This window comes from Streptomyces sp. NPDC085927, assembly GCF_044540975.1.
GTDB lineage: Bacteria > Actinomycetota > Actinomycetes > Streptomycetales > Streptomycetaceae > Streptomyces > Streptomyces hirsutus.
This window is the reverse complement of the sequence record NZ_JBITSN010000013.1, coordinates 182,550-208,428: the sequence shown is the minus strand read 5'-3', so window position 1 is coordinate 208,428 and position 25,879 is coordinate 182,550. Positions and strand designations below refer to the sequence as shown.

At 72.4% G+C, this 25,879-nt stretch carries 19 protein-coding genes and 3 pseudogenes; 11 read left to right on the top strand and 11 right to left on the bottom strand.

The genetic code is table 11. From position 1 onward, the window contains the following. Nucleotides 1-6: 6 nt before the first annotated feature. The 3 genes from ACIF80_RS28655 to ACIF80_RS28645 all read left to right on the top strand — a co-directional run bounded on the left by ACIF80_RS28655 (nucleotide 7) and on the right by ACIF80_RS28645 (nucleotide 3,509). Nucleotides 7-762: an enoyl-CoA hydratase/isomerase family protein gene (locus tag ACIF80_RS28655; RefSeq protein ID WP_399809962.1), complete on the top strand. Its 756-nt coding sequence runs from the start codon at nucleotides 7-9 to the stop codon at nucleotides 760-762. Nucleotides 763-878: 116 nt separating this feature from the next. Continuing rightward, nucleotides 879-1,010 carry an LPFR motif small protein gene (locus ACIF80_RS28650; protein ID WP_276204859.1) on the top strand — a complete coding sequence of 44 codons (132 nt, stop codon included), beginning with the start codon at nucleotides 879-881 and terminating at the stop codon, nucleotides 1,008-1,010. 105 nt (nucleotides 1,011-1,115) lie between these two features. Further along, nucleotides 1,116-3,509, top strand: a complete 2,394-nt coding sequence (locus ACIF80_RS28645) for a Tex family protein (protein ID WP_399809960.1) — start codon at nucleotides 1,116-1,118, stop codon at nucleotides 3,507-3,509. A gap of 147 nt (nucleotides 3,510-3,656) precedes the next feature. Here ACIF80_RS28645 and ACIF80_RS28640 read toward each other — a convergent pair whose 3' ends face one another. Both ACIF80_RS28640 and ACIF80_RS28635 read right to left on the bottom strand, forming a co-directional pair. Then, nucleotides 3,657-5,297: an ABC-F family ATP-binding cassette domain-containing protein gene (locus ACIF80_RS28640; RefSeq protein WP_399809959.1), complete on the bottom strand. Its 1,641-nt coding sequence runs from the start codon at nucleotides 5,295-5,297 to the stop codon at nucleotides 3,657-3,659. Nucleotides 5,298-5,449: 152 nt separating this feature from the next. Continuing rightward, nucleotides 5,450-6,493 (bottom strand): oxidoreductase, encoded by a 1,044-nt coding sequence (locus ACIF80_RS28635; protein ID WP_399809958.1) that lies wholly within the window; start codon nucleotides 6,491-6,493, stop codon nucleotides 5,450-5,452. 66 nt (nucleotides 6,494-6,559) lie between these two features. On the opposite strand from ACIF80_RS28635, the gene ACIF80_RS28630 reads away from it, so the two are divergent. Beyond that, complete coding sequence (locus ACIF80_RS28630; RefSeq protein WP_399809957.1) at nucleotides 6,560-7,513, top strand: FAD-dependent oxidoreductase; 954 nt, start codon at nucleotides 6,560-6,562, stop codon at nucleotides 7,511-7,513. A 100-nt stretch (nucleotides 7,514-7,613) separates the two neighbouring features. Here ACIF80_RS28630 and ACIF80_RS28625 read toward each other — a convergent pair whose 3' ends face one another. The 4 genes and pseudogenes from ACIF80_RS28625 to ACIF80_RS28610 all read right to left on the bottom strand — a co-directional run. Beyond that, nucleotides 7,614-9,356 (bottom strand): BCCT family transporter, encoded by a 1,743-nt coding sequence (locus ACIF80_RS28625; protein WP_399809956.1) that lies wholly within the window; start codon nucleotides 9,354-9,356, stop codon nucleotides 7,614-7,616. Between the two features lie 193 nt (nucleotides 9,357-9,549). Then, complete coding sequence (locus ACIF80_RS28620) at nucleotides 9,550-11,532, bottom strand: Xaa-Pro dipeptidyl-peptidase (protein ID WP_399809954.1); 1,983 nt, start codon at nucleotides 11,530-11,532, stop codon at nucleotides 9,550-9,552. 169 nt (nucleotides 11,533-11,701) lie between these two features. Continuing rightward, nucleotides 11,702-11,914: pseudogene (locus ACIF80_RS28615) on the bottom strand (Appr-1-p processing protein); the annotation flags it as partial. Between the two features lie 143 nt (nucleotides 11,915-12,057). Further along, nucleotides 12,058-12,279, bottom strand: a pseudogene (locus ACIF80_RS28610) (Appr-1-p processing protein); the annotation flags it as partial. Between the two features lie 148 nt (nucleotides 12,280-12,427). Between ACIF80_RS28610 and ACIF80_RS28605 the strand changes: the two are divergent. Beyond that, entirely contained in the window at nucleotides 12,428-13,153 is a 726-nt protein-coding gene (locus ACIF80_RS28605; protein ID WP_399809952.1) for a MerR family transcriptional regulator, read from the top strand. Nucleotides 13,154-13,192: 39 nt separating this feature from the next. Here ACIF80_RS28605 and ACIF80_RS28600 read toward each other — a convergent pair whose 3' ends face one another. From ACIF80_RS28600 to mmpA, 4 genes are all read right to left on the bottom strand, one after another. Next, nucleotides 13,193-15,388 carry a 3-hydroxyacyl-CoA dehydrogenase NAD-binding domain-containing protein gene (locus tag ACIF80_RS28600; RefSeq protein WP_399809950.1) on the bottom strand — a complete coding sequence of 732 codons (2,196 nt, stop codon included), beginning with the start codon at nucleotides 15,386-15,388 and terminating at the stop codon, nucleotides 13,193-13,195. Between the two features lie 65 nt (nucleotides 15,389-15,453). Beyond that, nucleotides 15,454-16,668 (bottom strand): acetyl-CoA C-acetyltransferase, encoded by a 1,215-nt coding sequence (locus tag ACIF80_RS28595; RefSeq protein WP_399809949.1) that lies wholly within the window; start codon nucleotides 16,666-16,668, stop codon nucleotides 15,454-15,456. Beyond that, nucleotides 16,665-17,879 (bottom strand): CaiB/BaiF CoA transferase family protein, encoded by a 1,215-nt coding sequence (locus tag ACIF80_RS28590; protein ID WP_399809947.1) that lies wholly within the window; start codon nucleotides 17,877-17,879, stop codon nucleotides 16,665-16,667. The genes ACIF80_RS28595 and ACIF80_RS28590 overlap by 4 nt, the downstream gene beginning before the upstream one ends. 215 nt (nucleotides 17,880-18,094) lie before the next feature. Next, nucleotides 18,095-18,241, bottom strand: a complete 147-nt coding sequence (gene mmpA / locus ACIF80_RS28585; protein WP_399809945.1) for a morphogenic membrane protein MmpA — start codon at nucleotides 18,239-18,241, stop codon at nucleotides 18,095-18,097. Between the two features lie 189 nt (nucleotides 18,242-18,430). On the opposite strand from mmpA, the gene ACIF80_RS28580 reads away from it, so the two are divergent. Continuing rightward, complete coding sequence (locus ACIF80_RS28580) at nucleotides 18,431-18,646, top strand: hypothetical protein (RefSeq protein ID WP_399809943.1); 216 nt, start codon at nucleotides 18,431-18,433, stop codon at nucleotides 18,644-18,646. Nucleotides 18,647-18,763: 117 nt separating this feature from the next. Here ACIF80_RS28580 and ACIF80_RS28575 read toward each other — a convergent pair whose 3' ends face one another. Next, nucleotides 18,764-19,462 carry an endonuclease V gene (locus ACIF80_RS28575; RefSeq protein WP_399809941.1) on the bottom strand — a complete coding sequence of 233 codons (699 nt, stop codon included), beginning with the start codon at nucleotides 19,460-19,462 and terminating at the stop codon, nucleotides 18,764-18,766. Between the two features lie 241 nt (nucleotides 19,463-19,703). On the opposite strand from ACIF80_RS28575, the gene ACIF80_RS28570 reads away from it, so the two are divergent. The 5 genes and pseudogenes from ACIF80_RS28570 (at nucleotide 19,704) to ACIF80_RS28550 (ending at nucleotide 25,722) form a co-directional block, all read left to right on the top strand. Continuing rightward, on the top strand, nucleotides 19,704-20,120 hold the full coding sequence (locus tag ACIF80_RS28570; RefSeq protein WP_399809940.1) for an SsgA family sporulation/cell division regulator: 417 nt from the start codon (nucleotides 19,704-19,706) through the stop codon (nucleotides 20,118-20,120). A gap of 138 nt (nucleotides 20,121-20,258) precedes the next feature. Next, nucleotides 20,259-21,473: a GDSL-type esterase/lipase family protein gene (locus tag ACIF80_RS28565; protein WP_399809939.1), complete on the top strand. Its 1,215-nt coding sequence runs from the start codon at nucleotides 20,259-20,261 to the stop codon at nucleotides 21,471-21,473. Nucleotides 21,474-21,805: 332 nt separating this feature from the next. Then, nucleotides 21,806-23,485 carry an ABC-F family ATP-binding cassette domain-containing protein gene (locus ACIF80_RS28560; RefSeq protein ID WP_399809938.1) on the top strand — a complete coding sequence of 560 codons (1,680 nt, stop codon included), beginning with the start codon at nucleotides 21,806-21,808 and terminating at the stop codon, nucleotides 23,483-23,485. Nucleotides 23,486-23,830: 345 nt separating this feature from the next. Beyond that, a pseudogene (ddaH, locus tag ACIF80_RS28555) lies at nucleotides 23,831-24,647 on the top strand (dimethylargininase). Between the two features lie 100 nt (nucleotides 24,648-24,747). Next, entirely contained in the window at nucleotides 24,748-25,722 is a 975-nt protein-coding gene (locus ACIF80_RS28550) for an acyl-ACP desaturase (protein ID WP_399809936.1), read from the top strand. The last annotated feature ends 157 nt before the right edge of the window (nucleotides 25,723-25,879 follow it).

Genomic DNA, 25,879 nt, shown 5'->3' with positions numbered 1-25,879 from the left:
CGGCGCATGGAGCCGCAGCTGTCGCACAGCGTCACCGGATCGGTCGCCACGGTCGTCATCCGCCATCCGGCGAAGCGCAACGCCATGACGACCGCTATGTGGCGCGCGCTGCCACCACTGCTCGACGCGCTGGCGGACGACACCGGGGTGCGGGCGCTGGTGCTCACCGGCGAGGGCGGGACGTTCTGCGCCGGCGCCGACATCTCCACGCTCAAGGGGTCGCCGCAGGAGGCGCAGCGGCTCGCCGTGGCGGCCGAGGAGGCGCTCGCCGCGTTCCCCAAACCGACGCTCGCGGCGGTCCGGGGACACTGCGTCGGCGGCGGGGCACAGCTGGCGGCGGCCTGCGATCTGCGGTTCGCGCAGGAGGGAGCGGTGTTCGGGGTGACCCCGGCCCGGCTCGGGATCGTCTATCCGGCCTCCTCCACCCGGCGGCTGGTGTCGCTGGTGGGGCCCTCCGCCGCCAAGTACCTGCTGTTCTCCGGCGAGTTGATCGACACCGCGCGGGCCCTGCGGACGGGACTGGTCGACGAGGTCCTGCCCGCGGACGGACTGGACCGGCGGGTCGCGGAGTTCACCGCGGTCCTGGCCTCGCGTTCGCAGCTGACCCAGGCCGCGGCGAAGGAGTTCGCGGACGGGCGCACCGACCGGGACGCCCACTGGAGCGGCCGGGCGCAGGGCAACGGCGACACGGCGGAGGGGGTCGCCGCCTTCCTGGAACGGAGACCGCCACGGTTCGACTGGAGCCTGCCGGGACGGCGATAGGGTACGGCGTCCGCAGCGGGCAGGCATGTCGAAGCCTTGACGAGGTACCCGTAGGTCATCACCCCGTCCGTTCCGCCCGGGACGGACGGGACGCCGAAGACCGAAGGAGAAGACACGTGTTGCGTGCCATCGCGGATGTCCTGCGTCAGATCGGCGGCGCCGTCGCCACCGTCGTGACACTGCCGTTCCGGGCGGTGGCCCGGCTGTTCGGGGGCGCCTCGTCGGCGGGCCGGGGCCGGCGCGCCTGACCCGGCGCGCACCACCGTCCGGCGAGTCGCCGCCCTGATCCCCGATTGTCGGCGTCACCTGCCACAATTGCCGCGCAACCTCAGCGAAGAAGGCGGTACGGGATCGTGACGACACCCCTCCAAGGGTCCATCGAAGGCAGGATCGCCGGGGAGCTCGGCGTACAGGAGCGGCAGGTCAGGGCCGCCGTGGAGCTGCTCGACGGCGGTTCGACGGTGCCCTTCATCGCCCGCTACCGCAAGGAAGCCACCGAGATGCTCGACGATGCGCAGCTGCGCACGCTCGAGGAGCGGCTGCGCTATCTGCGGGAGCTCGAGGAGCGTCGTGCGGCGATCCTGGAGTCGGTGCGCGAGCAGGGCAAGCTCACCGAGGAGCTGGAGGCGCGGATCCGGGGCGCGGAGACCAAGGCGCGCCTGGAGGACATCTATCTGCCGTACAAGCCGAAGCGGCGTACCAAGGCGCAGATGGCGCGGGAGGCGGGGCTCGAACCGCTGGCGGACGGGCTGCTCGGGGACCCGGGCGTCGCCCCCCTCGCCGCGGCTGCCGCGTTCGTGGACGCCGGCAAGGGTGTCGCCGATCCGCAGGCCGCCCTGGACGGCGCGCGGGCCATCCTCACCGAGCGGTTCTCGGAGGACGCCGACCTGATCGGCGAGCTGCGGGAGCGCATGTGGGTGCGCGGGCGGCTCGCCGCCAAGGTGCGCGAGGGCAAGGAGGAGGCGGGCGCCAAGTTCTCCGACTACTTCGACTTCGCCGAGCCGTTCACCGAGCTGCCCTCGCACCGGATCCTGGCGATGCTGCGCGGCGAGAAGGAGGAGGTCCTGGACCTCGTCCTGGAGCCGGAGGAGGCGACGGAGGGCCCGTCCTCGTACGAGGGCACGGTGGCCCACCGGTTCGGGATCGGCGATCAGGGCCGCCCCGCCGACAAGTGGCTGCTCGACACGGTCCGCTGGGCGTGGCGCACGCGCATCCTGGTGCATCTCGGCATCGACCTGCGGCTGAGGCTGCGTACGGCGGCCGAGGACGAGGCGGTGCGGGTGTTCGCGGCGAACCTGCGCGACCTGCTGCTCGCCGCTCCGGCCGGTACCCGCGCGACGCTCGGTCTCGACCCGGGCTTCCGTACGGGTGTGAAGGTCGCCGTGGTCGACGCGACGGGCAAGGTCGTCGCCACCGACGTGATCCACCCGCACGTCCCGGCGAACCGGTGGGACGAGTCGATCGCCAAGCTGGCCCGGCTCGCGAAGGAGCACGCCGTCGAGCTGATCGCGATCGGCAACGGTACGGCGTCCCGCGAGACCGACAGGCTCGCCGGTGATCTCATCACCCGCCACCCCGAGCTGAAGCTGACGAAGGTGATGGTGTCCGAGGCGGGCGCCTCGGTGTACTCGGCGTCCGCGTTCGCCTCGCAGGAACTGCCGGACATGGACGTGTCGCTGCGCGGGGCGGTGTCGATCGCGCGCCGGCTCCAGGACCCGCTGGCGGAGCTGGTGAAGATCGACCCGAAGTCGATCGGCGTCGGCCAGTATCAGCACGACCTGTCCGAGGTGAAGCTGTCGCGCTCGCTGGACGCGGTGGTGGAGGACTGCGTGAACGGCGTGGGGGTGGACGTCAACACGGCGTCCGCGCCGCTGCTCGCCCGGGTCTCCGGCATCACCTCCGGGCTCGCCGAGAACATCGTGGCCCACCGGGACGGCAACGGGCCGTTCGGGTCCCGCCGCGAGCTGAAGAAGGTGCCGCGGCTCGGCCCCAAGGCGTACGAGCAGTGCGCGGGCTTCCTGCGGATCCGCGGCGGCGACCCGCTGGACGCCTCCAGCGTGCACCCGGAGGCCTATCCGGTGGTCCGGCGCATGGTGCAGAAGTCGGGTGAGGAAGTCGCCTCCCTGGTCGGCAACACGGCGGTGCTGCGCTCGCTGAGGCCGCAGGACTTCGTGGACGAGACGTTCGGTCTGCCGACCGTCTCGGACATCCTCAAGGAGCTGGAGAAGCCGGGGCGCGACCCGCGGCCGGCGTTCAAGACCGCTGCCTTCAAGGAGGGCGTGGAGAAGATCTCCGACCTGGCCTCCGGGATGATCCTGGAGGGCGTGGTGACGAACGTGGCGGCCTTCGGCGCGTTCGTCGACATCGGCGTCCACCAGGACGGTCTGGTGCACGTCTCCGCGATGTCGAAGACGTTCGTCAAGGACCCGCGGGACGTGGTGAAGCCGGGCGACATCGTCAAGGTGAAGGTCCTCGACATCGACATTCCGCGCAAGCGGATCTCGCTGACGCTGCGGCTGGACGACGAGGCCGCGGAGGAGCAGGCCGAGGCTCCCGGCGGGCGCAGGCAGCGCGGTGGGGCACGCCCGCCGCAGCAGCGCCAGGGGCAGGGACAGAGCCGCGCCGGGGGCGGTGGCGGCGGTCGCGGAAACGGCGGGGCGCGCCCGGCACCCGCGCCGGCGAACAGCGCGATGGCCGACGCCCTGCGCCGGGCAGGGCTGGTCGACCCGAAGAAGGGCAAGCGCTAGGTTGCGCGTCGGCCGACGGCCCGGTTCCTCCACCGCGGTGCGAGGGGCCGGGCCGTCGGTCTGTTCCGCGTCGTCCTGGTCGGTGCTCCGTCAGGCCTGGTCGTCACCCGATCGGGTCCCGGCCGCCCGCGGTCGGCCCGTGCTCGGTCAGTGCTCGATGACCTTGCCGTCGGCCACTTCCAGGCGGCGGGTGACGTGCACCGCGTCGAGCATGCGCCGGTCGTGGGTGACGAGGAGCAGGGTGCCCTCGTAGGAGTCCAGGGCCGATTCCAGTTGCTCGATGGCGGGCAGGTCGAGGTGGTTGGTCGGCTCGTCGAGGACGAGGAGGTTGACCCCCCGGCCCTGGAGGAGGGCGAGGGCGGCGCGGGTGCGTTCGCCCGGCGAGAGGGTGACCGCCGGACGCATCACATGGTCCGATGTGAGGCCGAACTTGGCCAGCAGGGTGCGGATCTCGGCCGGTTCGGTGTCCGGGACCCCGGCGCGGAAGGCGTCGAGCAGGGCCTCGGTGCCGTGGAACAGCGCGCGGGCCTGGTCGACCTCGCCGAGCAGCACGCCCGAGCCGAGCGCGGCGTGCCCGGCGTCGACCGGGACGCGGCCCAGCAGGGCGCCCAGCAGGGTGGACTTCCCGGCGCCGTTGGCGCCCGTGACGGCGACCCGGTCCGCCCAGTCGATCTGCAGGGTGACCGGCCCGAGCACGAAGTCGCCGCGCCGTACCTCGGCGTCCCGCAGCGTCGCCACCACCGCGCCGGAGCGCGGGGCCGCCGCGATCTCCATGCGCAGCTCCCACTCCTTGCGGGGCTCCTCGACCACCTCGAGGCGTTCGATCATGCGCTGGGTCTGGCGGGCCTTGGCGGCCTGCTTCTCGCTGGCCTCGCTGCGGAACTTGCGGCCGAGCTTGTCGTTGTCGTTGCCCGCCTTGCGGCGCGCGTTCTTGACGCCCTTGTCCATCCAGGACCGCTGTGTCTGGGCCCGGTCCTGGAGCGCGGACCTCTTGTCGGCGTACTCCTCGTAGTCGTCGCGGGCGTGCCGGCGGGCCACCTCCCGTTCCTCCAGGTAGGCCGCGTAGCCGCCGCCGTAGAGGTTGATCCGTCCCTGGGCGAGGTCGAGCTCGAGGACCTTGGTGACGGTGCGGGTGAGGAACTCGCGGTCGTGGCTGACCACGACCGTGCCGGCGCGCAGACCGCCGACGAAGCGTTCGAGGCGCTCCAGGCCGTCGAGGTCGAGGTCGTTGGTCGGCTCGTCGAGGAGGAAGACGTCGTACCGGGACAGGAGGAGGGAGGCGAGGCCGGCGCGGGCCGCCTGGCCGCCGGACAGGGAGGTCATCGGCTGGTCCCGGCCGACCGTCAGGCCGAGCGACGCGGTGACCTCCTCGGCGCGTTCGTCGAGGTCGGCGCCGCCCAGGGCCAGCCAGCGCTCCAGGGCTTCCGCGTACGCGTCGTCGGCACCGGGCGCCCCGTCGACCAGGGCCTGGGTCGTCTCGTCCATCGTCCGCTGGGCCTCGGCGACACCGGTGCGGCGGGCCAGGAAGTCCCCGACGGTCTCGCCGGGCCGGCGCTCCGGCTCCTGCGGGAGATGGCCGACGGTCGCCGTGGGCGGGGAGAGCCGCAGCTCGCCCTGTTCCGGCGCGGTGAGCCCGGCGAGCAGGCGCAGCAGGGTGGACTTGCCGGCGCCGTTGGCGCCGACCAGACCGATCACGTCGCCGGGGGCGACGACGAGGTCGAGGCCGCTGAACAGGGAGCGGCCGCCATGGCCGGCGGAGAGGTTCTTGGCGACGAGGGTGGCAGTCATCAGACCGCCGATCCTAGCCTTCGCGCGCCACCCCTCGGACACCCGGTTTCCGGCCTTCACCGACCACCGCGCCCCGAGCCTCCGCGCACGTCGCCTCCGCGCACGTCTCCTCTGCGCGTGTCTCCCCCGTACGCGCTCCCCGCCACCGGCGCTCACCGCCGCACCGCCGTGGTCAGGACCGCCCCGGCGGTGCGGGCCACCAGGTAGGACTCCCCCCGGACCGTCCTCGGGTCCAGGGGGATGCGGTGGCGGCCCGGTTCCAGGACGCCGTCGAAGACTTCGTGGGTGTGGGTGCGGGCCAGACGGTCGACGCGGTACGCGGTGAGCCGCACCCGGCACGACGAGGTGACCTCGACCTCCGCGCCGGCGCCCGCGGCGGTTTCCGCCGGGGCCGAGGAGACCAGGGCGGTCAGGCGGCGCTGCCCGGGCGGGCTGCGGTCCAGGGCCTGCTCGGTCCGGGCGACGAGCAGCGGGACGATCGGGGCGCGGCCGTCGACGCAGGGCACGTCGACACCGGCGGCGGCGAAGGCGGCGCGCACGGCGTCCCGTTCGGCGGGCCCGGCCGACCGGCCGAAGACGACGGCGCCGTAGCCGCGCAGTTCGTCGGCGGGAACGCCGTCGGCGGCGGGGACTATGTCGGCGCCGACGCCGATGGTGCGCAGGGCCGCGGCGAGCCTGGCCAGCAGGGCGACACGGGCGCCGATCAGCAGGACGCGGCGGCGGGTGCCCGGGGTGTACCCGGCCAGCAGGGCGGCGAGGGCCGTGCGGTAGTCGGCGCCTCGGAAGCGGAACGGGCCCAGACCGTGGTACCCGTTGTGTTCCAGGTCGGCGTGTTCGTCGGTCTGCCAGGCGAAGTCCCGCCAGATGTAGTCCTCGCCGTCCCGCTCGATGGCGGCGGTCACCGCGCCGCAGGCGAGGTCCTCGCAGTCGGGGCAGCCGTAGACGATGTACCGGCCGGACGGCAGCGGTGCCTCGGTCTCCAGCAGCAGGCTGCGGACCTGGGCGGTGAAGATGGCGGGCGGGATGTCGGAGGCGAGCGGGGAGACGGCGTCGAGGTCGGAGAGGCGGAACAGCAGCGGGCATCCGTCGACGACGAAGTCGACGAAGTCCCGGTGGACCTGGTAGTCACCGCCGGAGAGGAGTCCACCGGCACGGATCGCCGGGGTCAGGCCGAAGGTCGCGTACTCGGCAGGCATGGGGTGAGTATTCCCGCAGTGGGACGGATCTGAGCACGGCATGACATATTCCGCTAACGTCCCCGCATGGAAACCGAACCGGTCTTCGATGTCCGTGTGATCGGCGGCGGGGTCGTCGGGCTGACGACGGCCGTCGTCCTCGCCGAGCGGGGCGCACGGGTACGGCTGTGGACGCGCGACCCGGTCGAGCGGACCACCTCGGCGGTTGCCGGGGCACTGTGGTGGCCGTACCGGATCGAGCCGGTGGCGTCCGCGCACGCGTGGGCGCTGCGTTCGCTGGACGTGTACGAGAAGCTGGCCGCGCGGCCGGAGGTCACCGGCGTACGGATGGTCGAAGGGGTACTGGGCGAGACCACGCTGGACGAGGTGGGCGCCTGGGCCGCCGCGCGGCTGCCGGGGCTGCGGGTGTCGAGCGCCGAGGAATACCCCTTGGGGCCCGGTGTGCGGGCCCGGCTGCCGCTCATCGACATGTCGGCCCACCTGCCCTGGCTGCGGGGGCGGTTCGTGGCCGCGGGCGGGGTGGTGGAGGAACGCGCGGTGACGGATCTCGCCCGGGCGGACGCCCCGGTCGTGGTGAACTGCTCGGGACTGGGGGCGCGCGACCTCGTGCCCGATCCCGCGGTGCGTCCGGTACGGGGGCAGCTGGTCGTGGTGGAGAACCCCGGGATCCGCACCTGGACGGTCTCCACGGCCGCCGACGGGACGACGGCTTACGTCTTTCCGCAGCCGGGGCGGCTGGTGCTGGGCGGTACCGCGCAGGAGGACGACTGGTCCCTGGAGCCGGACCCGGCTCAGGCCGAGGCGATCGTGCGGCGGTGCGCGGCGTTGCGGCCCCGGATCGCGGGGGCGCGGATCCTGGAGCACCGGGTGGGGCTGCGGCCCGCCCGCGACACCGTCCGCATCGAACGCGAACCGCTCCCGGGCGGGCGGAGGCTGGTGCACAACTACGGCCACGGCGGGGCGGGCGTCACCGTGGCCTGGGGCTGCGCGGAGGAGGCGGCGGAGCTCGCCCTGGGGTGAGGCGGCGGGGCCCCGGAAACGGACGGGCCGGCCGCCCCTCGGAATCGGGGGCGGCCGGCCCGTCCACTGCTGCCGGTGACGGCCGGAGGGCTGTCGGCGGTCAGGGGTTGGGCGGTGCCTCGTAGTGCTTGCCGACCGGGTCGCCCTCCACGTCCGTACCGGCCCCGGGCCCGATACGGAGTTCGAACTCGCCGTCGTACTTCGTGTGCCCCGCGATGACGGCCATGTCGACCGCCTCGGAGGCCATCTCGCCCCGCACGATGAGCGGATCGCGGCGCAGGTCGCGCATGAGCGCCACGCACATCAGGATCATCACGATGACGAACGGGGCCGCCGCGAGGATGGTGAGATTCTGCAAGCCGGTCAGCGCGTCGCCCTGGCCGCTGCCCACCAGCAGCATGATCGCGGCGACCGCTCCGGTGACCACGCCCCAGAACACCACCACCAGGCGTCCCGGTTCGAGCGCCCCCTTCTGCGAGAGCGTGCCCATCACGACCGAGGCCGCGTCGGCGCCCGAGACGAAGAAGATGCCGACGAGGATCATCACCAGGATGCTCGCGGCGGTGGCGGCGGGGTACTGCTGGAGCACCGCGAACAGCTGGCCCTCGGCCGTCGACTCCTCACCGAGCCGGCCCTGCTCCTGGAGCTTCATCGCGGAGCCGCCGAAGACCGCGAACCAGACCAGGCTGACCGTGCTGGGCACGAGGATGACCCCGCCGATGAACTGGCGGATCGTACGGCCCCGGCTGATGCGGGCGATGAACATGCCGACGAACGGGGTCCAGGAGATCCACCACGCCCAGTAGAAGACGGTCCAGCTGCCCAGCCAGTCCGCCACTCCTTCGCCGGTGCTGGCCTCCGTGCGGCCGGCCAGCTGGGGCAGTTCGCCCAGGTAGCCGAAGACGGAGGTGGGCAGCAGGTCGAGGACGAGGATGGTCGGGCCGGCCACGAACACGAACAGGACGAGCACCAGGGCCAGCACCATGTTGGTGTTGGACAGCCACTGGATGCCCTTCTCCACCCCCGACACCGCGGAGGCGACGAAGGCGACCGTGAGCACGGCGATGATGCTGACGAGCAGTCCCGTGCTCACCTCGTCCATCCACTCCAGCTCCTGCATGCCGGAGCCGATCTGCAGCGCGCCGAGCCCCAGGGAGGCCGCCGAGCCGAAGACGGTCGCCACGATGGCGAGGATGTCGATGACGCGCCCGACGTTTCCGTTGGCGTGCTTCGTCCCGATGAGCGGGGTGAAGACGGCGCTCACGGTCTGCCGGCGGCGCCGGCGGAAGGTGCTGTAGGCGATGGCGAGGCCGACCACGGCGTAGATCGCCCACGGGTGGAGCGTCCAGTGGAAGAGCGTGGTCGCCATGGCCAGTTCCATGCGCTCGCCCGAGTCGGCCGGATCGGTGCCGGGCGGCGGCGTGACGTAGTGCGCCAGCGGTTCACTGACGCCGTAGAACATCAGGCCGATCCCCATGCCCGCGCTGAACATCATCGCGACCCACGACACGGTACGGAACTCGGGTTCCTCACCCTCGGCACCCAGATGGATCTTCCCGTAACGGCTGATCGCGAGCCAGAGGGCGAAGACGACGAAGCCGGAGGCGGCCAGCATGAACGCCCAGCCGCCGTTGTGCATCAGTCCCGAGAGCGCGCTACTCGAGACGTTCTCGAGCGAATCGGTCGCGGTGGCGCCCCAGACCACGAACGCGACGGTGAGCACCGCCGTGACACCGAAGACCACCCGGTCGGTCCGAGGGGCCCCACGGCCTGCCAGGCCCGTTTCCGATCCCGGCAGAGGACCCGCCGTATGATCCTTGTCGCTGCGCTGGTCCTTCGTCACAGGCGGCACCTTTCATCGAACCGGTGGGCGGAGAATCACTCCCCCAGCCATGGGCCTACCACCTTTGGCGCAAAACTCACCTCTTCAGCGGTCACGTTCCTGTCAACCGGCGGGCGGATGGTGATCAAAGGGATCACCATCCGCCCGAGTCGGTGATCGGTCGTGCGCGAGGGCGTGACCGGCGGTGCCCGGGTCACTCGTCTCCGGACGCACCTCCTTCTCCCGGAACCCGCTGGACGGTGGGCCCAGGACGTACGCCGTCCCGGACGGTGTCATCCGACGCGGCCCCGGTGGGCGCACCTGCCACAGCGCGGGCGAAGGCGGCGGTTCCGCCGGCGACCGGGACGCGCACGGAGGTGCGGGTGAGGTCGAGAGCGAGGGTGGGGGTGTCCGCCGGGGGATCGATCAGGCCACGGTCCGTGCCCGCGACGATCAGAGCGAGACGGTGCCCCTCGGGGACGACGTGGTCGGTGGCGGCCAGGTCGAGGGTGAGGGTGTAGCGCTTGCCCGGGGTGAGCGGGGCGCCCTTGCCGTCCGGGGCGTGGTGGCCCAGGTCGGCCCAGCCCCGGCTGACGATCGTGTGGCCGACGTCGGCGGTTGTGGCCCGGGTCTCCCGGTAGCAGGCGCTGTCGCCCTCGGTGCTCGCGCCCCAGCAGGTGCGGTCGGTGAGGGTGGTGATGCCCTCGCCCGCGGCGGCGTAGTCACGGATGGTGGCGGGGCCGAGGTCGACGAGGACGGCGGACAGGTGTGCCGTGGGGGCGCTGGGGGTCACGGTGACGGTGGCCTCGGAGGCGCCGGACACCCGCAGGTCGCGGGAGAGCGGCCCGGTGACGAAGCCGGCCTTGTCCGGTGTCGACGTGTCGATACGGGAGGCCCAGTCGGTCTCGCCGAGGTCCGGGTCGTCGGTGAACGTCTCGGTGCCGCGGCCCTTGCGCAGGCCCAGCGTGCCGACCCCGTCCTCGTCGCCGTGGGCGGGGCGCAGGGTCGCGGTGCGGGTGTCGCGCGGTGGCCAGTTCTCCGAGGTGACCCAGTGGTCGGGCCGGCGCTCGATGTCGGCCATGGGCTCGCGGTCGATGCCGTTGTCGAGGCCGAGGAGTTCGTGGTCGAACCAGCGGTGCAGGGTGTCGACCCAGTCGGCGCGGCGGAAGTCGAACGGGTCGACGTGTCCGGTCTGGGAGAGCCAGATCTTGCGGTCGACGCCGTTCTTCGCCAGAGCGTCCCACCAGGGGCCGACGTGCTGCATCCGTACGTTGAGGTCCTGCATGCCGTGCACGAGGAAGACGCTGGCCTTCACCTTCTTCGCGGCGCGCACGTAGTCGCGTTCGGTCCACAGCGGTGTCGGGTCGCCGGTGCGCGGGGCGCCGTCGACGAGTTCGCGCTGGACCGCCCCGCACCGGGCGCGGGCGTCCGGGCTCTCCACGTAGTTCGACAGCCAGTCGGGGCCGGAGTCGTAGAGCGGGGCGCCCTGGGTGAAGTAGTAGTCGTACCAGGAGGAGATGGCGGCGATCGGCACGATCGTCTCGAGGCCCTCGACCCCGGTGGCGGCGACGCCGTTGGCGATGGTGCCGTCCCAGCTCTTGCCGATCATGCCGGTGCGGCCGTTGGTCCAGCCGGCGTCCGCCCGCTCGGCGCCGGTGCGGGTGGTGTAGGCGGTGCCGCGGCCGTTGAGCCAGTCGACGACGGCCTTCGCGGACTGGATGTCGGAGCGGCCGCCGACGTCCACACAGCCGTCGGAGCGGTTGGTGCCGGCCAGGTCGACGCCGACGACGGCGTAACCGCGCGGCACGAAGTAGTTGTCGTAGAACAGCGGCATCCGGACGACGTCGCCGTTCGCGTCGTACGTCTTGCGCTCGCTCTCGTTGCCGCGCCCGCAGCAGGAGTAGTACGGGCTGGCGTCCATGATGACGGGGACCTTCCGGCCCCGCTGCGCGGGTTCGGCGGGACGGACGATGTCGGCGGCGACCCGGTCGGTCCGTCCGTCGCCGTCCTCGTCGAGTCCGGTGTCCACCCAGACGGCCTCGCGGATCGCGTCGTCGTAGGAGTGGACGGGCCGGCTCTCGCGCGGCGCGGCGCCCGCCGCGGCCGTCGGTGTGGGGGTGAGCAGCGTGGCCGCCAGGGCGGCCAGGGCCACCGTCACGAGCGGTCTCCAGGTCGTGAAGCGCGTGCGTATCGGCATGCGCGGACGGTACAACGGTCAACTCGTGTGCAGAAGGGGGCATCTGACGGGCCGTGGGCACCCGAGCTGAGCCGGGAGCCGGAAACCGGCCCGGCGCACGGGGAGCAGCACGCGGGGCCGGCACTCGGGACGGGCGCGCGGGAGCGGGGCGCGGAGGCCGTACGGGCGCTCAGTCGCCGTGGTCGTACGCGGTCACCGGTATCCCGCGCCGGACCAGCCGCTCGGTGATCAGCGGCCCGACGCGCGACCACCTGCCTCCGGTCGGCCCGCAGCCGATGCGCGGCATGTGCACCGAGGCCCCGAGCACGAGCGCGTGATCGCCGACGACGGCGAGCGCGCGGTCGATCGCCTCGTAACGGACGGGGACGCCTTTGCTTCCCATGGGGGCCCCTGCTCAGGGGGGTCCCCCTGAGCAGGGGCCCCCTGCTCAGGGGGGTCCCCCCGCTCATGGGGGTCCCCCCGCTCGAGCGAAGCCGAGAGTGGGGGAGAAGCCGAGAGTGGGGAGAAGCCGAGAGCTTGGGGGATCACGCCGCGCCGGCCGGTCATGTCGGCCACCTGGACGTACCGCTCCACGGGGACCATCTGGACCGCACCGAGGGCGAAGTCGTTGGAGGCGCGGTCGCGGTGCCAGGCGCGGTACGCGGCCTCCGGCTCGCTCCAGCAGCGGGACAGTGCCAGGACGAAGCCCTTCCCCCCCCCACCCCCGATGTCGTTGCAGACATGCGCGATGATCTTGACGCCCCTCACCGACGGCGCGGCGGCGTCGCCCCTGACCTATGTGATCCCCGTGGTCTCCGGCATGACGCCACCGTAGGCGCCGGCACTGACAGTCGGGGCGGGCGCGTCGGGGCGGGCGCGGTGTCGCAATGCTGGTGAGACAGTAATACTGCTGTGCATGACGACCGACACCGAGGAACCGGCCCTCACCATCGACGAGCTGGCGGCGCGGGCCGGGGTCACGGTGCGGACGCTCCGGTTCTACGGCAGCAAGGGACTGCTCCCGCCGCCGGTGATCGGACCGCGCCGCGTCGGCCGCTACGGGCGGGAGCACCTGGCCCGGCTGGCGCTGATCGAGGAGTTGCAGCGGCAGGGCATGACGCTGGCGGCCATCGAGCGCTATCTGGGACAGTTGCCGCCGGATCTGAGCGTGCGGGACCTGGCGATCCAGCGCGCGGTGGTGGCCTCCTGGGCGCCCGACACGGTGGAGAAGGTGTCGCGCGGGGAGTTGGAGCGGCGGACGGGGCGGGCGCTGGACGACGAGGATCTGCGGCGGCTGGCGGCGCTGAACGTCGTCGAGCGGGACGGCGAGGACTTCCGGGTCGACGCAGGGCTGCTGCGGCTCGGCGTCGAGTTGCTGGACGTACCGCTGACGCACGAGACGATCCTCGAGGCCCGTACGACGCTCACCGAGCACGCCCGCGCGGCTGCCCAGGAGCTGTCGCGGCTGCTGCGGGACGCGGTGGCGGAGCGGGACCCGCGGGACGTGAAGTCGCTGTCGGCCCATATGCACCCGCTCGTGGTACAGGCACTGCTCACGGCCTTCCAGCGGTCGCTGCGCGAGGAGCTGCGGGAGTGGCTGGACGCCGGGGAGGGTGCGGGGCCGGCGGGGGCGGGAGACTGATGCTCCCGTCCCCGCCGGCCGGCCGAACGCGCCGGAGGGTCAGCGGGCGTCCGTGAACCGCTCCCCCTTCTCCGCCTTGTCCACCAGCAGTGCCGGCGGTGCGAAGCGCTCGCCGTACCGCTCGGCGAGTTCACGCGCGCGGGCCACGAATCCGGGCAGCCCGGTCTCTCCCCCGGCGCCGCCGTCGTAGCCGTTGATGTACTGCAGGACGCCGCCGGTCCAGCCGGGGAAGCCGATGCCGAGGATGGAGCCGATGTTGGCGTCGGCGACCGAGGTCAGCACGCCCTCCTCCAGGAGCCGGACCGTGTCCAGCGCCTCGGCGAACAGCATCCGCTCCTGCATGTCCCGGAACGGGATCTCGTACCCCGGCTTGGTGAAGTGCTCGCGCAGGCCGGGCCACAGGGCGTCGCGCTTGCCGTCGTCCTTGTACGTGTAGAAACCGGCACCGCCGGCGCGGCCGGGGCGGCCGAACTCGTCGACCATGCGGTCGATGACGGCCTCGGCGGGGTGCGCGGTCCAGGTGCCTCCGGCCTCCTCGACGGCCCGCCTGGACTCGTTACGGATCTTGCGCGGCAGGGTGAGGGTCAGCTCGTCCATCAGGGAGAGCACCTTGGCCGGGTAGCCGGCCTGGGCCGCGGCCTGTTCGACGGAGGCGGGCTCGATGCCCTCGCCGACCAGGGCGACGCCCTCGTTGATGAAGTGGCCGATGACCCGGGAGGTGAAGAAGCCGCGGCTGTCGTTGACGACGATCGGTGTCTTCTTGATCTGCCGGACCAGGTCGAAGGCGCGGGCGAGCGCCTCGTCGCCGGTCCGCCCGCCCTTGATGATCTCGACGAGCGGCATCTTGTCCACCGGGGAGAAGAAGTGCAGCCCGATGAAGTCGCTCTGGCGTTCGACGCCTTCGGCGAGGGCGGTGATGGGGAGGGTGGAGGTGTTGGAGCACAGGAGCGCGTCGGGGTCGACGATGTCCTGGATCTCCTGGAACACCTTGTGCTTGAGGGCGGTGTCCTCGAAGACGGCCTCGATGACCGCGTCGCAGCCGGCCAGGTCCTGGGCCTCCGCGGTGGGGGTGATCCGCGCGAGCAGCGCGTCGGCCTTCTCCTGGGTCGTCCGGCCCCGGGAGACGGCCTTGGCGCACAGCTTCTCGGAGTACGCCTTGCCCTTGGCGGCCGCTTGGGGGGTGACGTCCTTCAGGACGACGTCGATGCCCGCGCGGGCGCACGAGTAGGCGATGCCGGCGCCCATCATCCCGGCGCCGAGCACGGCGACCTTGCGGACCGTGCGGGGCTCGATGCCCTGGGGGCGGTTGGCGCCGGAGTTGACGGCCTGGAGGTCGAAGAAGAACGCCTGGATCATGTTCTTCGACGTCTGTCCGGCGGCCAGCTCGACGAAGTAGCGGGCCTCGATGACCTGGGCGGTCTCGAAGTCGACCTGGGCGCCCTCGACGGCGGCGGCGAGGATGTTGCGCGGCGCCGGGTAGGGGGCGCCGTTCGTCTGCTTGCGCAGGTTGGCCGGGAAGGCGGGCAGGTTGGCCGCGAACTTGGGGTGGGACGGGGTGCCGCCCGGAATGCGGTAGCCGGGCCGGTCCCAGGGCTGCGCGGACTCGGGGTTCGCGTCGATGAAGGCGCGGGCCTTGGCGATCAGTTCCTCGCGGGTGTCGGCCACGTCGTCGACGAGGCCGTTCTCCAGGGCGCGCCGCGGGTTGTACTGGGTGCCCTGGAGGAGCACCTTCAGCAGGGCGTCGGCGATGCCGAGCATCCGGACGGTGCGGACGACGCCGCCGCCTCCGGGGAGCAGGCCGAGGGTGACCTCGGGGCAGCCGATCCTGGAGCCGGGTGCGTCGAGGGCGATCCGGTGGTGGCAGGCGAGGGCGAGTTCGTAACCGCCGCCGAGGGCCGCTCCGTTGATGGCCGCGACGACCGGCTTTCCGAGGGTCTCGATGCGGCGCATCTGGCGTTTGATCGCCATGCCGCCGTCGAACAGGTCCTGCGCCGTCTCGGGGGTGACCCTGATCAGGTCGCGCAGGTCGCCGCCGGCGAAGAAGGTCTTCTTCGCCGAGGTGAGGATGATGCCGCGGATGCCGTCCTTCTCCGCCTCCAGGCGGTCGGTGATCACCGCGAGGGAGTCGCGGAACGCCTGGTTCATGGTGTTGGCGGACTGGCGGGGGTCGTCGAGGACGAGGGTGACGACGCCGGTGTCGTCCTGTTCCCAGCGGATGGTGGGGCTGTCGGTCATGACAAGGTCTCCGTAGAAGTCGCTCGGGGCGCTCGGGTCGCTCGGGTGCGGGGTCCGCCGGGGCTTCAGAGGCGCTCGACGACGGTGGCGATGCCCATGCCGCCGCCCACGCACAGGGTGGCCAGGCCATAGCGCTTGTCCCGGCGCTCCAGCTCGTCCACCAGGGTGCCCAGGATCATCGCGCCGGTGGCGCCCAGCGGGTGACCCAGCGCGATGGCCCCGCCGTTCACGTTGACCTTGTCCAGCGACAGGCCCATGTCCTTCACGAAACGCAGCACCACCGCCGCGAACGCCTCGTTGATCTCCACCAGGTCGATGTCGCCGATGCTCAGCTTGGCCCTGGCCAGCGCCTTGCGGGTGGCGGGGGCGGGCCCGGTGAGCATGATGGTGGGCTCGGAGCCGGAGACGGCCGCGGAGACGATCCGGGCACGCGGGCTCAGCCCGTAGCGCTCGCCGACCTCCCGGCTGCCGACGGCGAGCAGCGAGGCGCCGTCCACGATGCCGGAGGAGTTGCCCGCGTGATGGACGTGCTCGATCCTCTCCACCCAGTGGTACTTCTGCAGCGCCACCGCGTCGAAGCCGCCCAGCTCGCCGATGTCCGCGAAGGACGGCCTGAGCCCGGCCAGGGAGTCGGCGGTGGTCCCGGGACGCAGATGCTCGTCGTGGTCCAGGACCACCAGCCCGCTGCGGTCCCTCACCGGGACCACGGAGCGCGCGAAGCGGCCCTCCTTCCAGGCGGTGGCGGCGCGCTCCTGGGAGAGGGCCGCGTACTCGTCGACGTCGCGGCGGGAGAAGCCCTCGAGGGTGGCGATGAGGTCGGCGCCGATGCCCTGCGGGACGAAACCGGTCTCGTGGTTGGTCATGGGGTCGTTGAACCAGGCGCCGCCGTCGGAGGCCATCGGGACGCGGGACATGGATTCCACGCCGCCGGCCAAAACCAGGTCCTCCCAGCCGGAACGGACCTTGGCCGCGGCCAGGTTGACCGCCTCCAGACCCGAGGCACAGAACCGGTTCTCCTGAACGCCGGCGACCGTGTCGGGCAGCCCGGCGGCGAGGGCGGCGATCCGGGCGATGTCGGAGCCCTGGTCGCCCACCGGGCTGACCACGCCGAGCACCACGTCGTCGACGGCGGCCGGGTCAAGGTCCGGGAAGCGGGCACGGAGCTCGTGGATGAGGCCGACCACCAGGTCGACCGGTTTCGTGCCGTGCAGGGCGCCGTTCGCCTTGCCACGCCCGCGCGGGGTGCGGATCGCGTCGTACACGTACGCTTCGGTGCTCACGGGAAGGCCTTTCGCCGAGGAGGTCGGGGCGCGGACAGCAGTCGGGGGACGTCCCAGTCGCGGGCCACGTCGTCGGTGTCGGTGCCCGGCCGGGCGGGCCCGGTGCGGACGCTGGTGGGGGTGGCGGAGAACCGCGGGGCCGGTGCGGGCTGGGTGATCCCGGCGTGGTCGGTGAAGGTGCCGCGGGCGGCGAGGTGCGGGTCGTGCGGAGCCTCGCGCAGCGACAGGACGGGAGCCGCACACGCGTCGGAGCCGTCGAAGACGGCGGTCCACTCGTCGCGGGTGCGTTCCTTGAAGCGGGCGGTGACCCGCTCGCGCAGGGCGGGCCACCGGGTGACGTCGAGGCGGGCCCCGGAGAGCCCGAACCCGTTCCCGTCCTTGTCGTCCTCGTCCTCGTCCTCGATGCCGAGCAGCCGCAGGAACTCGTCGTAGAACTGCGGTTCGAGCGCGCCCACCGCCATGTGTCCGCCGTCGGCCGTCTCGTACGTGCCGTAGTACGGGCAGCCGCCGTCGAGGAGGTTGGCTCCGCGCCGGTCCTGCCAGGCTCCGGCCGCGAGCATGCCGTGGATCATGGCGGACAGATGGGCGGTCCCGTCCACGATGGCGGCGTCGACGACCTGCCCGGTACCGCCCAGGCGCGCGTGGTGCAGGGCCGCGAGAACGCCGACGACGAGGTAGAGGGAGCCGCCCGCGTAGTCGCCGAGCAGGTTGGCCGGAACGGCCGGCGGCCGGCCGGGACCGCCGATCATCCCGAGGGCGCCGGTGCGGGCGATGTACGCGATGTCGTGCCCCGCGCGGTCCGCGAGCGGCCCCTGCTGGCCCCAGCCGGTCATCCGGCCGTAGACGAGGCCCGGGTTCCGGGCGTGGCAGTCCTCGGGGCCGACGCCGAGGCGCTCGGCGACACCGGGGCGGAAGCCCTCGACGAGGATGTCGGCGCGCTCGGCCAGGTCGAGGACGCGGTCGGCGCCGTCGGGGGCCTTCAGGTCGACGACCACGGAGCGCTTGTTGCGGTTGGTGACGTCGTAGGCCGGGTCGACACCGAGTCCGGGGCCGCCGGGGCGGTCCACGCGGACGACGTCGGCGCCCAGGTCGGCCAGGAGCATCGCGGCGAACGGGCCGGGGCCGATCCCGGCCAGCTCGACCACCCGCACGCCGGTCAGCGGCCCCTGCCCCGGCGACCGCGCGGGTGCGGGAACCTGTGCCTCCGTCATCACACCCCCAGCTTTGACACAACCGATGTCACACCGATGATGCTAAGAACACCTCCCACTCAGCACAAGACCGGGCGAGCAAGCGCTTGGCCACTGTTCGCCACTGTACGGCGCGACCGGTGCTTCCGCCCTGTTCACATGCCGTCCGTTCCGCCACCGGGTGCTTCGGCGCGACGGTGCGAACGCGGAGGGTGCCGGCGGCGAGGGAGCCCCTCCTAGAACCGCCACTCCAGCACCGTGTAGATCATCCCGGCGATCCAGCCGACACCCGCCAGGCCGGCCAGGACCAGTCCGAGGGCCATCGCCCGCCCGGTGGGACGGACGACGGCGGCAACTGGCTCGGAGGCACGGCACGTTGTCATGTTCTCAGCCTGCCGGTGGAGTGGCGGCCCGGCATCCGTACAGGTACTCAGGTGCCCGCATCCGGTGCGCGTCGTCCCGTGCCCGTCCGCGGCGGCACCGAGTGGGGACTTTTCGGCGCCAGGCCCGGACCGGTCGGCGGCACTCTCCGCACAAGTGCCAAGAAGGAGTTCAATGGAACACTTGAAGGCATGCGATTTCTTCTCGAAGTGGGCATGGACGACGAGGCGTTGGCGAAGGACCCCGTGGGTGAGCTGGGACGGATCCTGCGTTACTGGGGCGGGAACCTGCACCACTACCCGATGCAGGCCGGTGACGGGTCGGAGATCTACGACTCCGGGTACCGCGAGGTGGGCCGTTGGCGCATCGAGCAGGGTGAGGGTGACGACCGGGAGGGAGCCGCTTAGGTCCTGTCGTGGGGGGGCCGGCCGGGGGGGGGGGGGGGGGGGGGGGGGGGGGCGGGGGGGGGGGGGCGGCCGCCGCCGGGGGGGGGGGGGGCCCCGGCGCCCCCCCCACGACAGGGTCTAGGACGCCGCGCCCACCGCCTCCCGGAGGGCCTTGCGGCACAGGGCGTCCGCCCGGCGGGTGGTCTCCGGGAGGCGGTGGGCGGGAGCCAGCGCGAGGGTGTGGGCGCAGGCGTTGGCGAGGCCGACGCGATGGCCGACCGAGACGAAGACCGGCTTGACGGAGTCCCTGGTGCGCAGGGCCCGGCCGACCTCCTCGGTGCCGGCGAGCAGCGGGGCCGTGCTGCCGCGCGGGGCCGCCGGGGCCGCGAAGGTGAAGGTGAACGGGTTCTTGGCGACACCGATCGTCGGCAGGCCGGTGAGGACCCCGAAATGGCTGGCGAGGCCGAAGCGGCGGGGATGGGCGAGCCCGTAGCCGTCGCAGACGACCAGGCCCGGCGGGCACGGCAGGGCGGCGAGGGCGGCCAGTACGGTGGGGATCTCCCGGAAGGCCAGCAGGCCGGGCACGTACGGGAAGGAGATCCGGCCGACGGCCGTCGCCTCGGCGACGACCTCGAGGCTCACCCCGTCCAGGACGACGGCCGCCGCCGCGACGAGGTCCCGCTCGTCGTCGTACGCCACGTCGACCCCGGTGACCCGGCCCGTCCCGGGCGGCGGGCCGGACTCGTCGAGCACCACCCGCCCGCGCAGTCCGTCCTGGACGGCCCGGGCCGCTTCCTCGGTCGTGGGCCAGTCGTCGGGGATGCGTACGCTCGTCATGATGGCAACGAGCCTACGGGCTGGAGGGCTTCGGGTACGGGGCCGGGTGCCCGCCCCCCACCGCGACCGCACATGCCGCATGCAACACCCGTCCCGGGGAAGTCTGGTCACACCGGCACAGGAGGGCGGTGACAGAGGTCACGCTGTTCCGGTGGGCACGGATCGGCCGATTCCGTCGTCTCTTTGAGTAGCCCGCCCTATCCGCCCGGAAGCTGTCCAGCCGTCACGAGGGAGCAAGGCGTTGTCCACCGTCATCGAGCAGCCCGTCGAGGCCCGTCTCGTCGCCGCCGCGCCGCGGATGGCAAGTATTCCCGCCACTCTGCATTACGACCGGAGCGATCCGTTCGCCGTCCGCATGTCCTTCCCCGCTCCCGCCACTCTGGAGGGCGTCGAGGTCTGCTGGACCTTCGCCCGCGAGCTGCTCACCGCGGGGTTGGACGAGCCCGAGGGTCACGGCGACGTCCGCGTGCGGCCGTACGGCTACGACCGGACCGTGCTGGAGTTCCACGCTCCGGAGGGGACCGCCGTCGTGCACGTCCGCTCGGGCGAGATACGCCGGTTCCTGGAGGCGACCAGCGAACTCGTGCCGACCGGTCTGGAACACCTCCAGTTCGATCTGGACCACGATCTCGCCGAGCTGATCCGCGACGCCTGCTGAGCCACGACGGCCGACCCGCGACAGTCGAGCGGGGACAGTCACCCACGACGGCCGCGACACGGCACGGCGCGGTCGGGTCCCGTCGGGGACCCGGGATAAATGTTTGCGGATCGCCGGCGCGCTTGGCAGCCTGCGATCATGAGTACCCCCCACGACCCCACCCACGGCTCCTCCCCCACTCCCCCGGCGGAAGGCTGGATCACCACCCCGCTCACCGAGGAGCTGCTGCGCGGCGCGCTCGAGCTGGAGCGGACCGCACAGGGAGTGCAGCCGCACCGGTTGCCCGCCCGGGCCCGCGCGCAGGCCGCCGACGGCCAGCTGGCCATGGCGGAGGCGCAGCCGTCCGGCGTCCGGCTGGTGCTGCGCACCCGGGCCACGGCCGTAGAACTGGACGTGCTCCGCACCAAGATGGCCTACGAGGGCGCCCCGCCCCGCCCGGACGGTGTCTACGACCTGCTGATCGACGGAGAACCGGCCGGGCAGACCCGTGCTCCCGGCGGCAACGTCATGCTGACGGACATGGCCACGGGCGCCGCCGAGCTGCGGCCGGGCCCCGTGGGCACGGTCCGGTTCACCGGGCTGCCGGACCGCGACAAGCGCGTCGAGATCTGGCTCCCGCACAACGAGATGACCCGGCTGGTCGCCCTGCGCACCGACGCCCCCGTGACGCCGGTGGCCCCCGGGGACCGCAGGGTGTGGCTGCACCACGGCAGCTCGATCAGTCACGGCTCCGACGCCGCGAGCCCGACCACGACCTGGCCGGCACTGGCCGCCTCGCTCGGCGGGGTGGACCTGGTGAACCTGGGGCTGAGCGGCAGCGCCCTGCTCGACCCGTTCACCGCGCGGGCCATGCGGGACACGCCCGCGGACCTGATCAGCGTCAAGATCGGCATCAATCTGGTCAACACCGATCTGCTGCGGCTGCGCGCCTTCGCTCCGGCGGTGCACGGCTTCCTCGACACCCTCCGCGACGGCCATCCGACGACGCCGCTGCTGGTCGTCTCGCCCATTCTGTGTCCCATCCACGAGGACACCCCGGGCCCGAGCCTTCCCGACCTCAGCACCCTGGACGAGGGCCGGCTCCGGTTCGCGGCCATGGGAGATCCGGAGGAACGGGCCGCCGGGAAACTGACCCTCAACGTCATACGGGAGGAGCTGGCCCGTCTGGTGGAGCAGCGGGCGGCCGACGACCCGTATCTGCACTACCTGGACGGCCGGAAGCTGTACGGCGAGGCGGACCACGCCGAGCTGCCGCTGCCCGACGCGCTGCACCCGGACGCCGCCACGCACCGGCGCATGGGCGAGCGCTTCGCGGAGCTGGCCTTCGGCGCCGGCGGGCCGTTCACCGGCTGAGGCGGCCGGCCCGGCCTGCGGGAAAAACGCGTTGACACCCGTTCCCGGCCCTTCGTACCGTGTACAACGCTTCTGTTGCCGTCGATCGGAGAGGGACGTTGCTCGTCTGAGGTTCTGAGACACCGCGTCACACCCTTGTGGTGTGCACGCAGCGTGCGACCTCGGCGTACGAGCCGTCCTTGCGGAACAGGGCTTTTTTCATGCCCCACCTCTCCGCCCGGCTCCCGGTCGTCCCACGACCGTCGTCCGGCCGTCGTCGTACGGCGTTCGCCCTCCCGCGGTGTCTCGATACGCGTTTGCCCCGATCGCAGCACGCAACCGCGGAGGCCCGCATGCCCACATCCATCACCTGTACCTCCCTGTCCTTCACCTGGCCCGACGGAACCCCCGTCCTCGAGGACCTCGACGTCGCCTTCGGCCCCGGCCGGACCGGCCTCATCGGTGTCAACGGGTCGGGGAAATCAACCCTGCTGAAGCTGATCGCCGGTGAACTCCGGCCGGCCGACGGCACCGTCCGCGTCACCGGCGAGGTGGGGTATCTGCCGCAGAACGTCACGCTCGACACCACTCTGAGGGTCGACGAAGCGCTCGGCATCGCCGCCCGGCGGGCCGCGCTGCACGCCATCGAGGCGGGCGACGTGGCCGAGGCGCACTTCGAGACGGTCGGCGACGACTGGGACGTGGAGGAGCGCGCCCTGGCCACCCTCGGCGAACTCGGCCTGGGACACATCGGATTGGACCGCACCATCGGCGAGGTCTCGGGCGGCGAGTCGGTGCTGCTGCGGCTGGCCGCGCTGCTGCTGCGCCGGCCCGACGTGCTGCTGCTCGACGAACCCACCAACAACCTCGATCTGTACGCCCGGAGGCGGCTCTACACGGCCGTGGAGAACTGGCCGGGCGTCATGGTCGTGGTCAGCCACGACCGTGAACTGCTGGAACTGGTCGACCAGATCGCCGATCTGCGCCGAGTGAACACAGCGGCGCGCAGCGCTTCGGTTGAGGGGGGTGGTGGGAGACGGGTGGGAGAGGTCACCTGGTACGGCGGCAACTACACGGCCTACGAGGAGGCGCTCGCGGTCGAACAGGAGGCGGCCGAGCGCATGGTGCGGGTCGCCGAGGCGGACCTGCGCAAGCAGAAGCGCGAGCTCGTCGACGCTCAGGTCAAGTTGGCCCGCCGCAAGCGGTACGGGCAGAAGATGTGGGACCAGAAACGCGAGCCGAAGATCATCATGGGGGCCCGCAAGCGCGCGGCCCAGGAGTCCGCGGGCAAGCACCGCATCATGCACGAGGAGCGGCTCGCCGGGGCGAAGGAACGGCTCGACGAGGCCGTGGAGGCGGTGCGGGACGACGACGAGATCCGCGTCGACCTGCCGTACACGGCCGTACCTCCGGGACGTACCGTCCTCACCCTCATGGACCTCGAACTCGCCTACGGCGCACGGGTGGACGGCGGCTTCGAGCTGCGGGGCCCGGAACGGGTCGCGCTGATCGGGCGCAACGGCGCGGGCAAGACCACGCTGCTGCGCACCGTGGCGGGCGAGCTCCCGCCGGTGTCCGGGGAGGCGACGGCGCAGGTCCCGCTGCGGTTCCTGCCGCAGCGCCTCGACGTCCTCGACGGCGAGCTGAGTGTCGCCGACAACGTGGCGCGGTTCGCGCCGGGCGCCACCAACAACCGGATCAGGGCCCGCCTCGCCCGCTTCCTGTTCCGGGGCGCCCGCGCCGACCAGAAGGCGATGACGCTCTCCGGCGGCGAACGCTTCCGGGCGACACTGGCCGCGCTGATGCTGGCCGAGCCGGCGCCGCAGCTGCTGATGCTGGACGAGCCGACCAACAACCTCGACATCGCCAGCGTCCGTCAGCTCACCACGGCGCTGGAGTCATACGAGGGGGCGCTGATCGTGGCCGGCCACGACCTGCCGTTCCTGGAGTCCGTCGGGATCACGCGCTGGCTGCTGATGGAGGAGGGGGTACTGAAGGAGATCGCACCGGAAGCCGTCGGACGCCCCGGATGAGGCGGGCGGGACAGGCAGGGCGGGCGGTCCACATGAGACAGGAGAAGCAGGTAGGACGGATGAGGTAAGTGCGGCAGGTAGGGTCGATGGCGCCCGTGTGATCCGCTTATGACCTGTTCGGGCCGATGACCGGTGGCAGATCACAGGGCCGACGGGGTGACCCGGGCCGGGTTCGCCCTGCATGATGGCTGCGCCGGTACCCGGGGAACCGCCCGGTCCAACGGCGCCCTCGGTACCGCTGCCGGACCTGCCCCGTCCGATACGGAGTCACGCACGTGCCCAGCAAGAAGGCTCTCGTCCTCCCCCACTGCCTGAAGGGCGTGGGAGGTGCCCCCACCCCACTGCCTGAAGGGCGTGGGAGGTGCCCCCAGCCCCGGCCCCCGACTGGCCGAAGGGCTGGTGACCCACGTCGAACGGGGGGCCGTCGACGCCGACCGCGCGGTGGAGCAGTGGGAGGCGTACTCCGGGGCCCTGCGCGACCACGGCTGGGAGACGGTCGAGGTGGTCCCGGCCGACGACTGCCCGGACGCCGTGTTCGTCGAGGACACGGTCGTCGTGGACCGGAACGTGGCCCTGATCGCCCGCTCCGGCGCCGAGTCCCGCCGCGCGGAGACCGTCGGGGTCGAGGAGGCCGTGGCGGCGCTGGGCTGCTCGGTGAACTGGGTCTGGGAGCCGGGCACGCTGGACGGCGGGGACGTGCTCAAGATCGGCGACACGCTGTACGTCGGCCGGGGCGGGCGCACCGACGCGGCGGGGATCCAGCAGGTGCGGGCGACGTTCGAGCCGCTGGGCGCCCGGGTGGTCGCGGTGCCCGTGAGCAAGGTGCTGCACCTGAAGTCGGCGGTGACGGCGTGCCGGACGGGACGGGCGTCGGACACGTCCCGAACCTGGACGCGCCGTCGCTGTTCCCCGCTTCCTGCCGGTGCCGGAGGAGTCCGGGGCGCATGTGGTGCTGCTGGGCGGGGACCGGCTGCTGATGGCGGCGAGCGCGCCGAAGACGGCGGAGCTGTTCACGGACCTCGGCCACGCGCCGGTGCTGGTGGACATCGGGGAGTTCGAGAAGCTCGAGGGCTGCGTCACCTGCCTCTCGGTGCGGCTGCGGGACCTTGTACGCCTGACGGGCGATTCCCGTTCTGATCAGCGATCTTTACGGAACGCTTAACCTACGGTTTCGTAACCTACGGATTCGTAGCCTACGATTCCGTAGGTTGCCGGCACCGCTCGCCGGCACCGCACGACTGTCCCCGTCCCCTGGAGTACCCATGTCGATCACCTCCCCCCATCTCGGCAGCCCTTCCGTCTGGACCGACGCCCGGCTGCTGTACGCGCTGGAGGAAGTGGTCGAGAAGGAGCTCAACCGGCATCTGAAGGTCGCCAAGGACTGGATGCCGCACGAGTACGTGCCGTTCAGCGACGCCCGTAACTTCCCCGGGTTCTTCGAGGACGGCGAGGCCTGGGAGAAGGAGCAGTCCAAGGTCACCGAGGTCGGCCGGATCGCGCTGGTGGTGAACCTGCTGACCGAGGACAACCTGCCGAGCTACCACCACGAGATCGCCTCGCTGTTCGGCCGCGAGGGCGCCTGGGGCACCTGGGTGCACCGCTGGACCGCGGAGGAGGGCCGGCACGGCATCGTGATGCGGGACTACCTGCTCGCGTCGCGGGCGGTGGACCCGGACAAGCTGGAGCAGTTCCGCATGTCGCACATGAGCGAGGGTTTCGAGTCGGACAACCGGCACTCGATGCTGCACTCGGTCGCCTATGTCGCGTTCCAGGAGCTGGCCACCCGTATCTCGCACCGCAACACCGGCCACCAGTCGGGTGACCCGGTCTGCGACCGGATGCTGGCCCGCATCGCGACCGACGAGAACCTTCACATGGTCTTCTACCGGAACCTGCTCAAGGCCGCCTTCGAGCTCGCCCCCGACCTCACGATGCAGGCGGTGCGGGACGTCGTCGTGGACTTCCGGATGCCGGGCCACGGCATTCCCGGCTTCGAGCGGGCCGCGGCGCAGATGGCGATCGGCGAGGTCTACAACCTGCGCATCCACCACGACGACGTGCTCCAGCCGGTGATCCGCTTCCTGAAGATCATGGAGATCGACGGGCTCGGCCCCGAGGGCGTCAAGGCCCAGGAGGAACTCGGCCTGTTCCTCGGCGGTCTGGACTCCGAGGCGAGCAAGTTCGACGAGAAGCTCGCGGCGCGCAAGGCCCGGATGGCCGCGCGGGCGGCCGGCTGATCTCCGCCCTCGTCTCCACAGCGGCGGGGCGCCCCCGCGCCGGGGGGGGCCCCCCCCGGGGGTGGCCCCCCCCCCGGGGGGCCCCCCGGGGGGGGGGCCCCCCCGTGGCCCGCCCGCCGCGGCCGGGGCGAGGGCGGCGCTACCCCCCCCCCCGCGC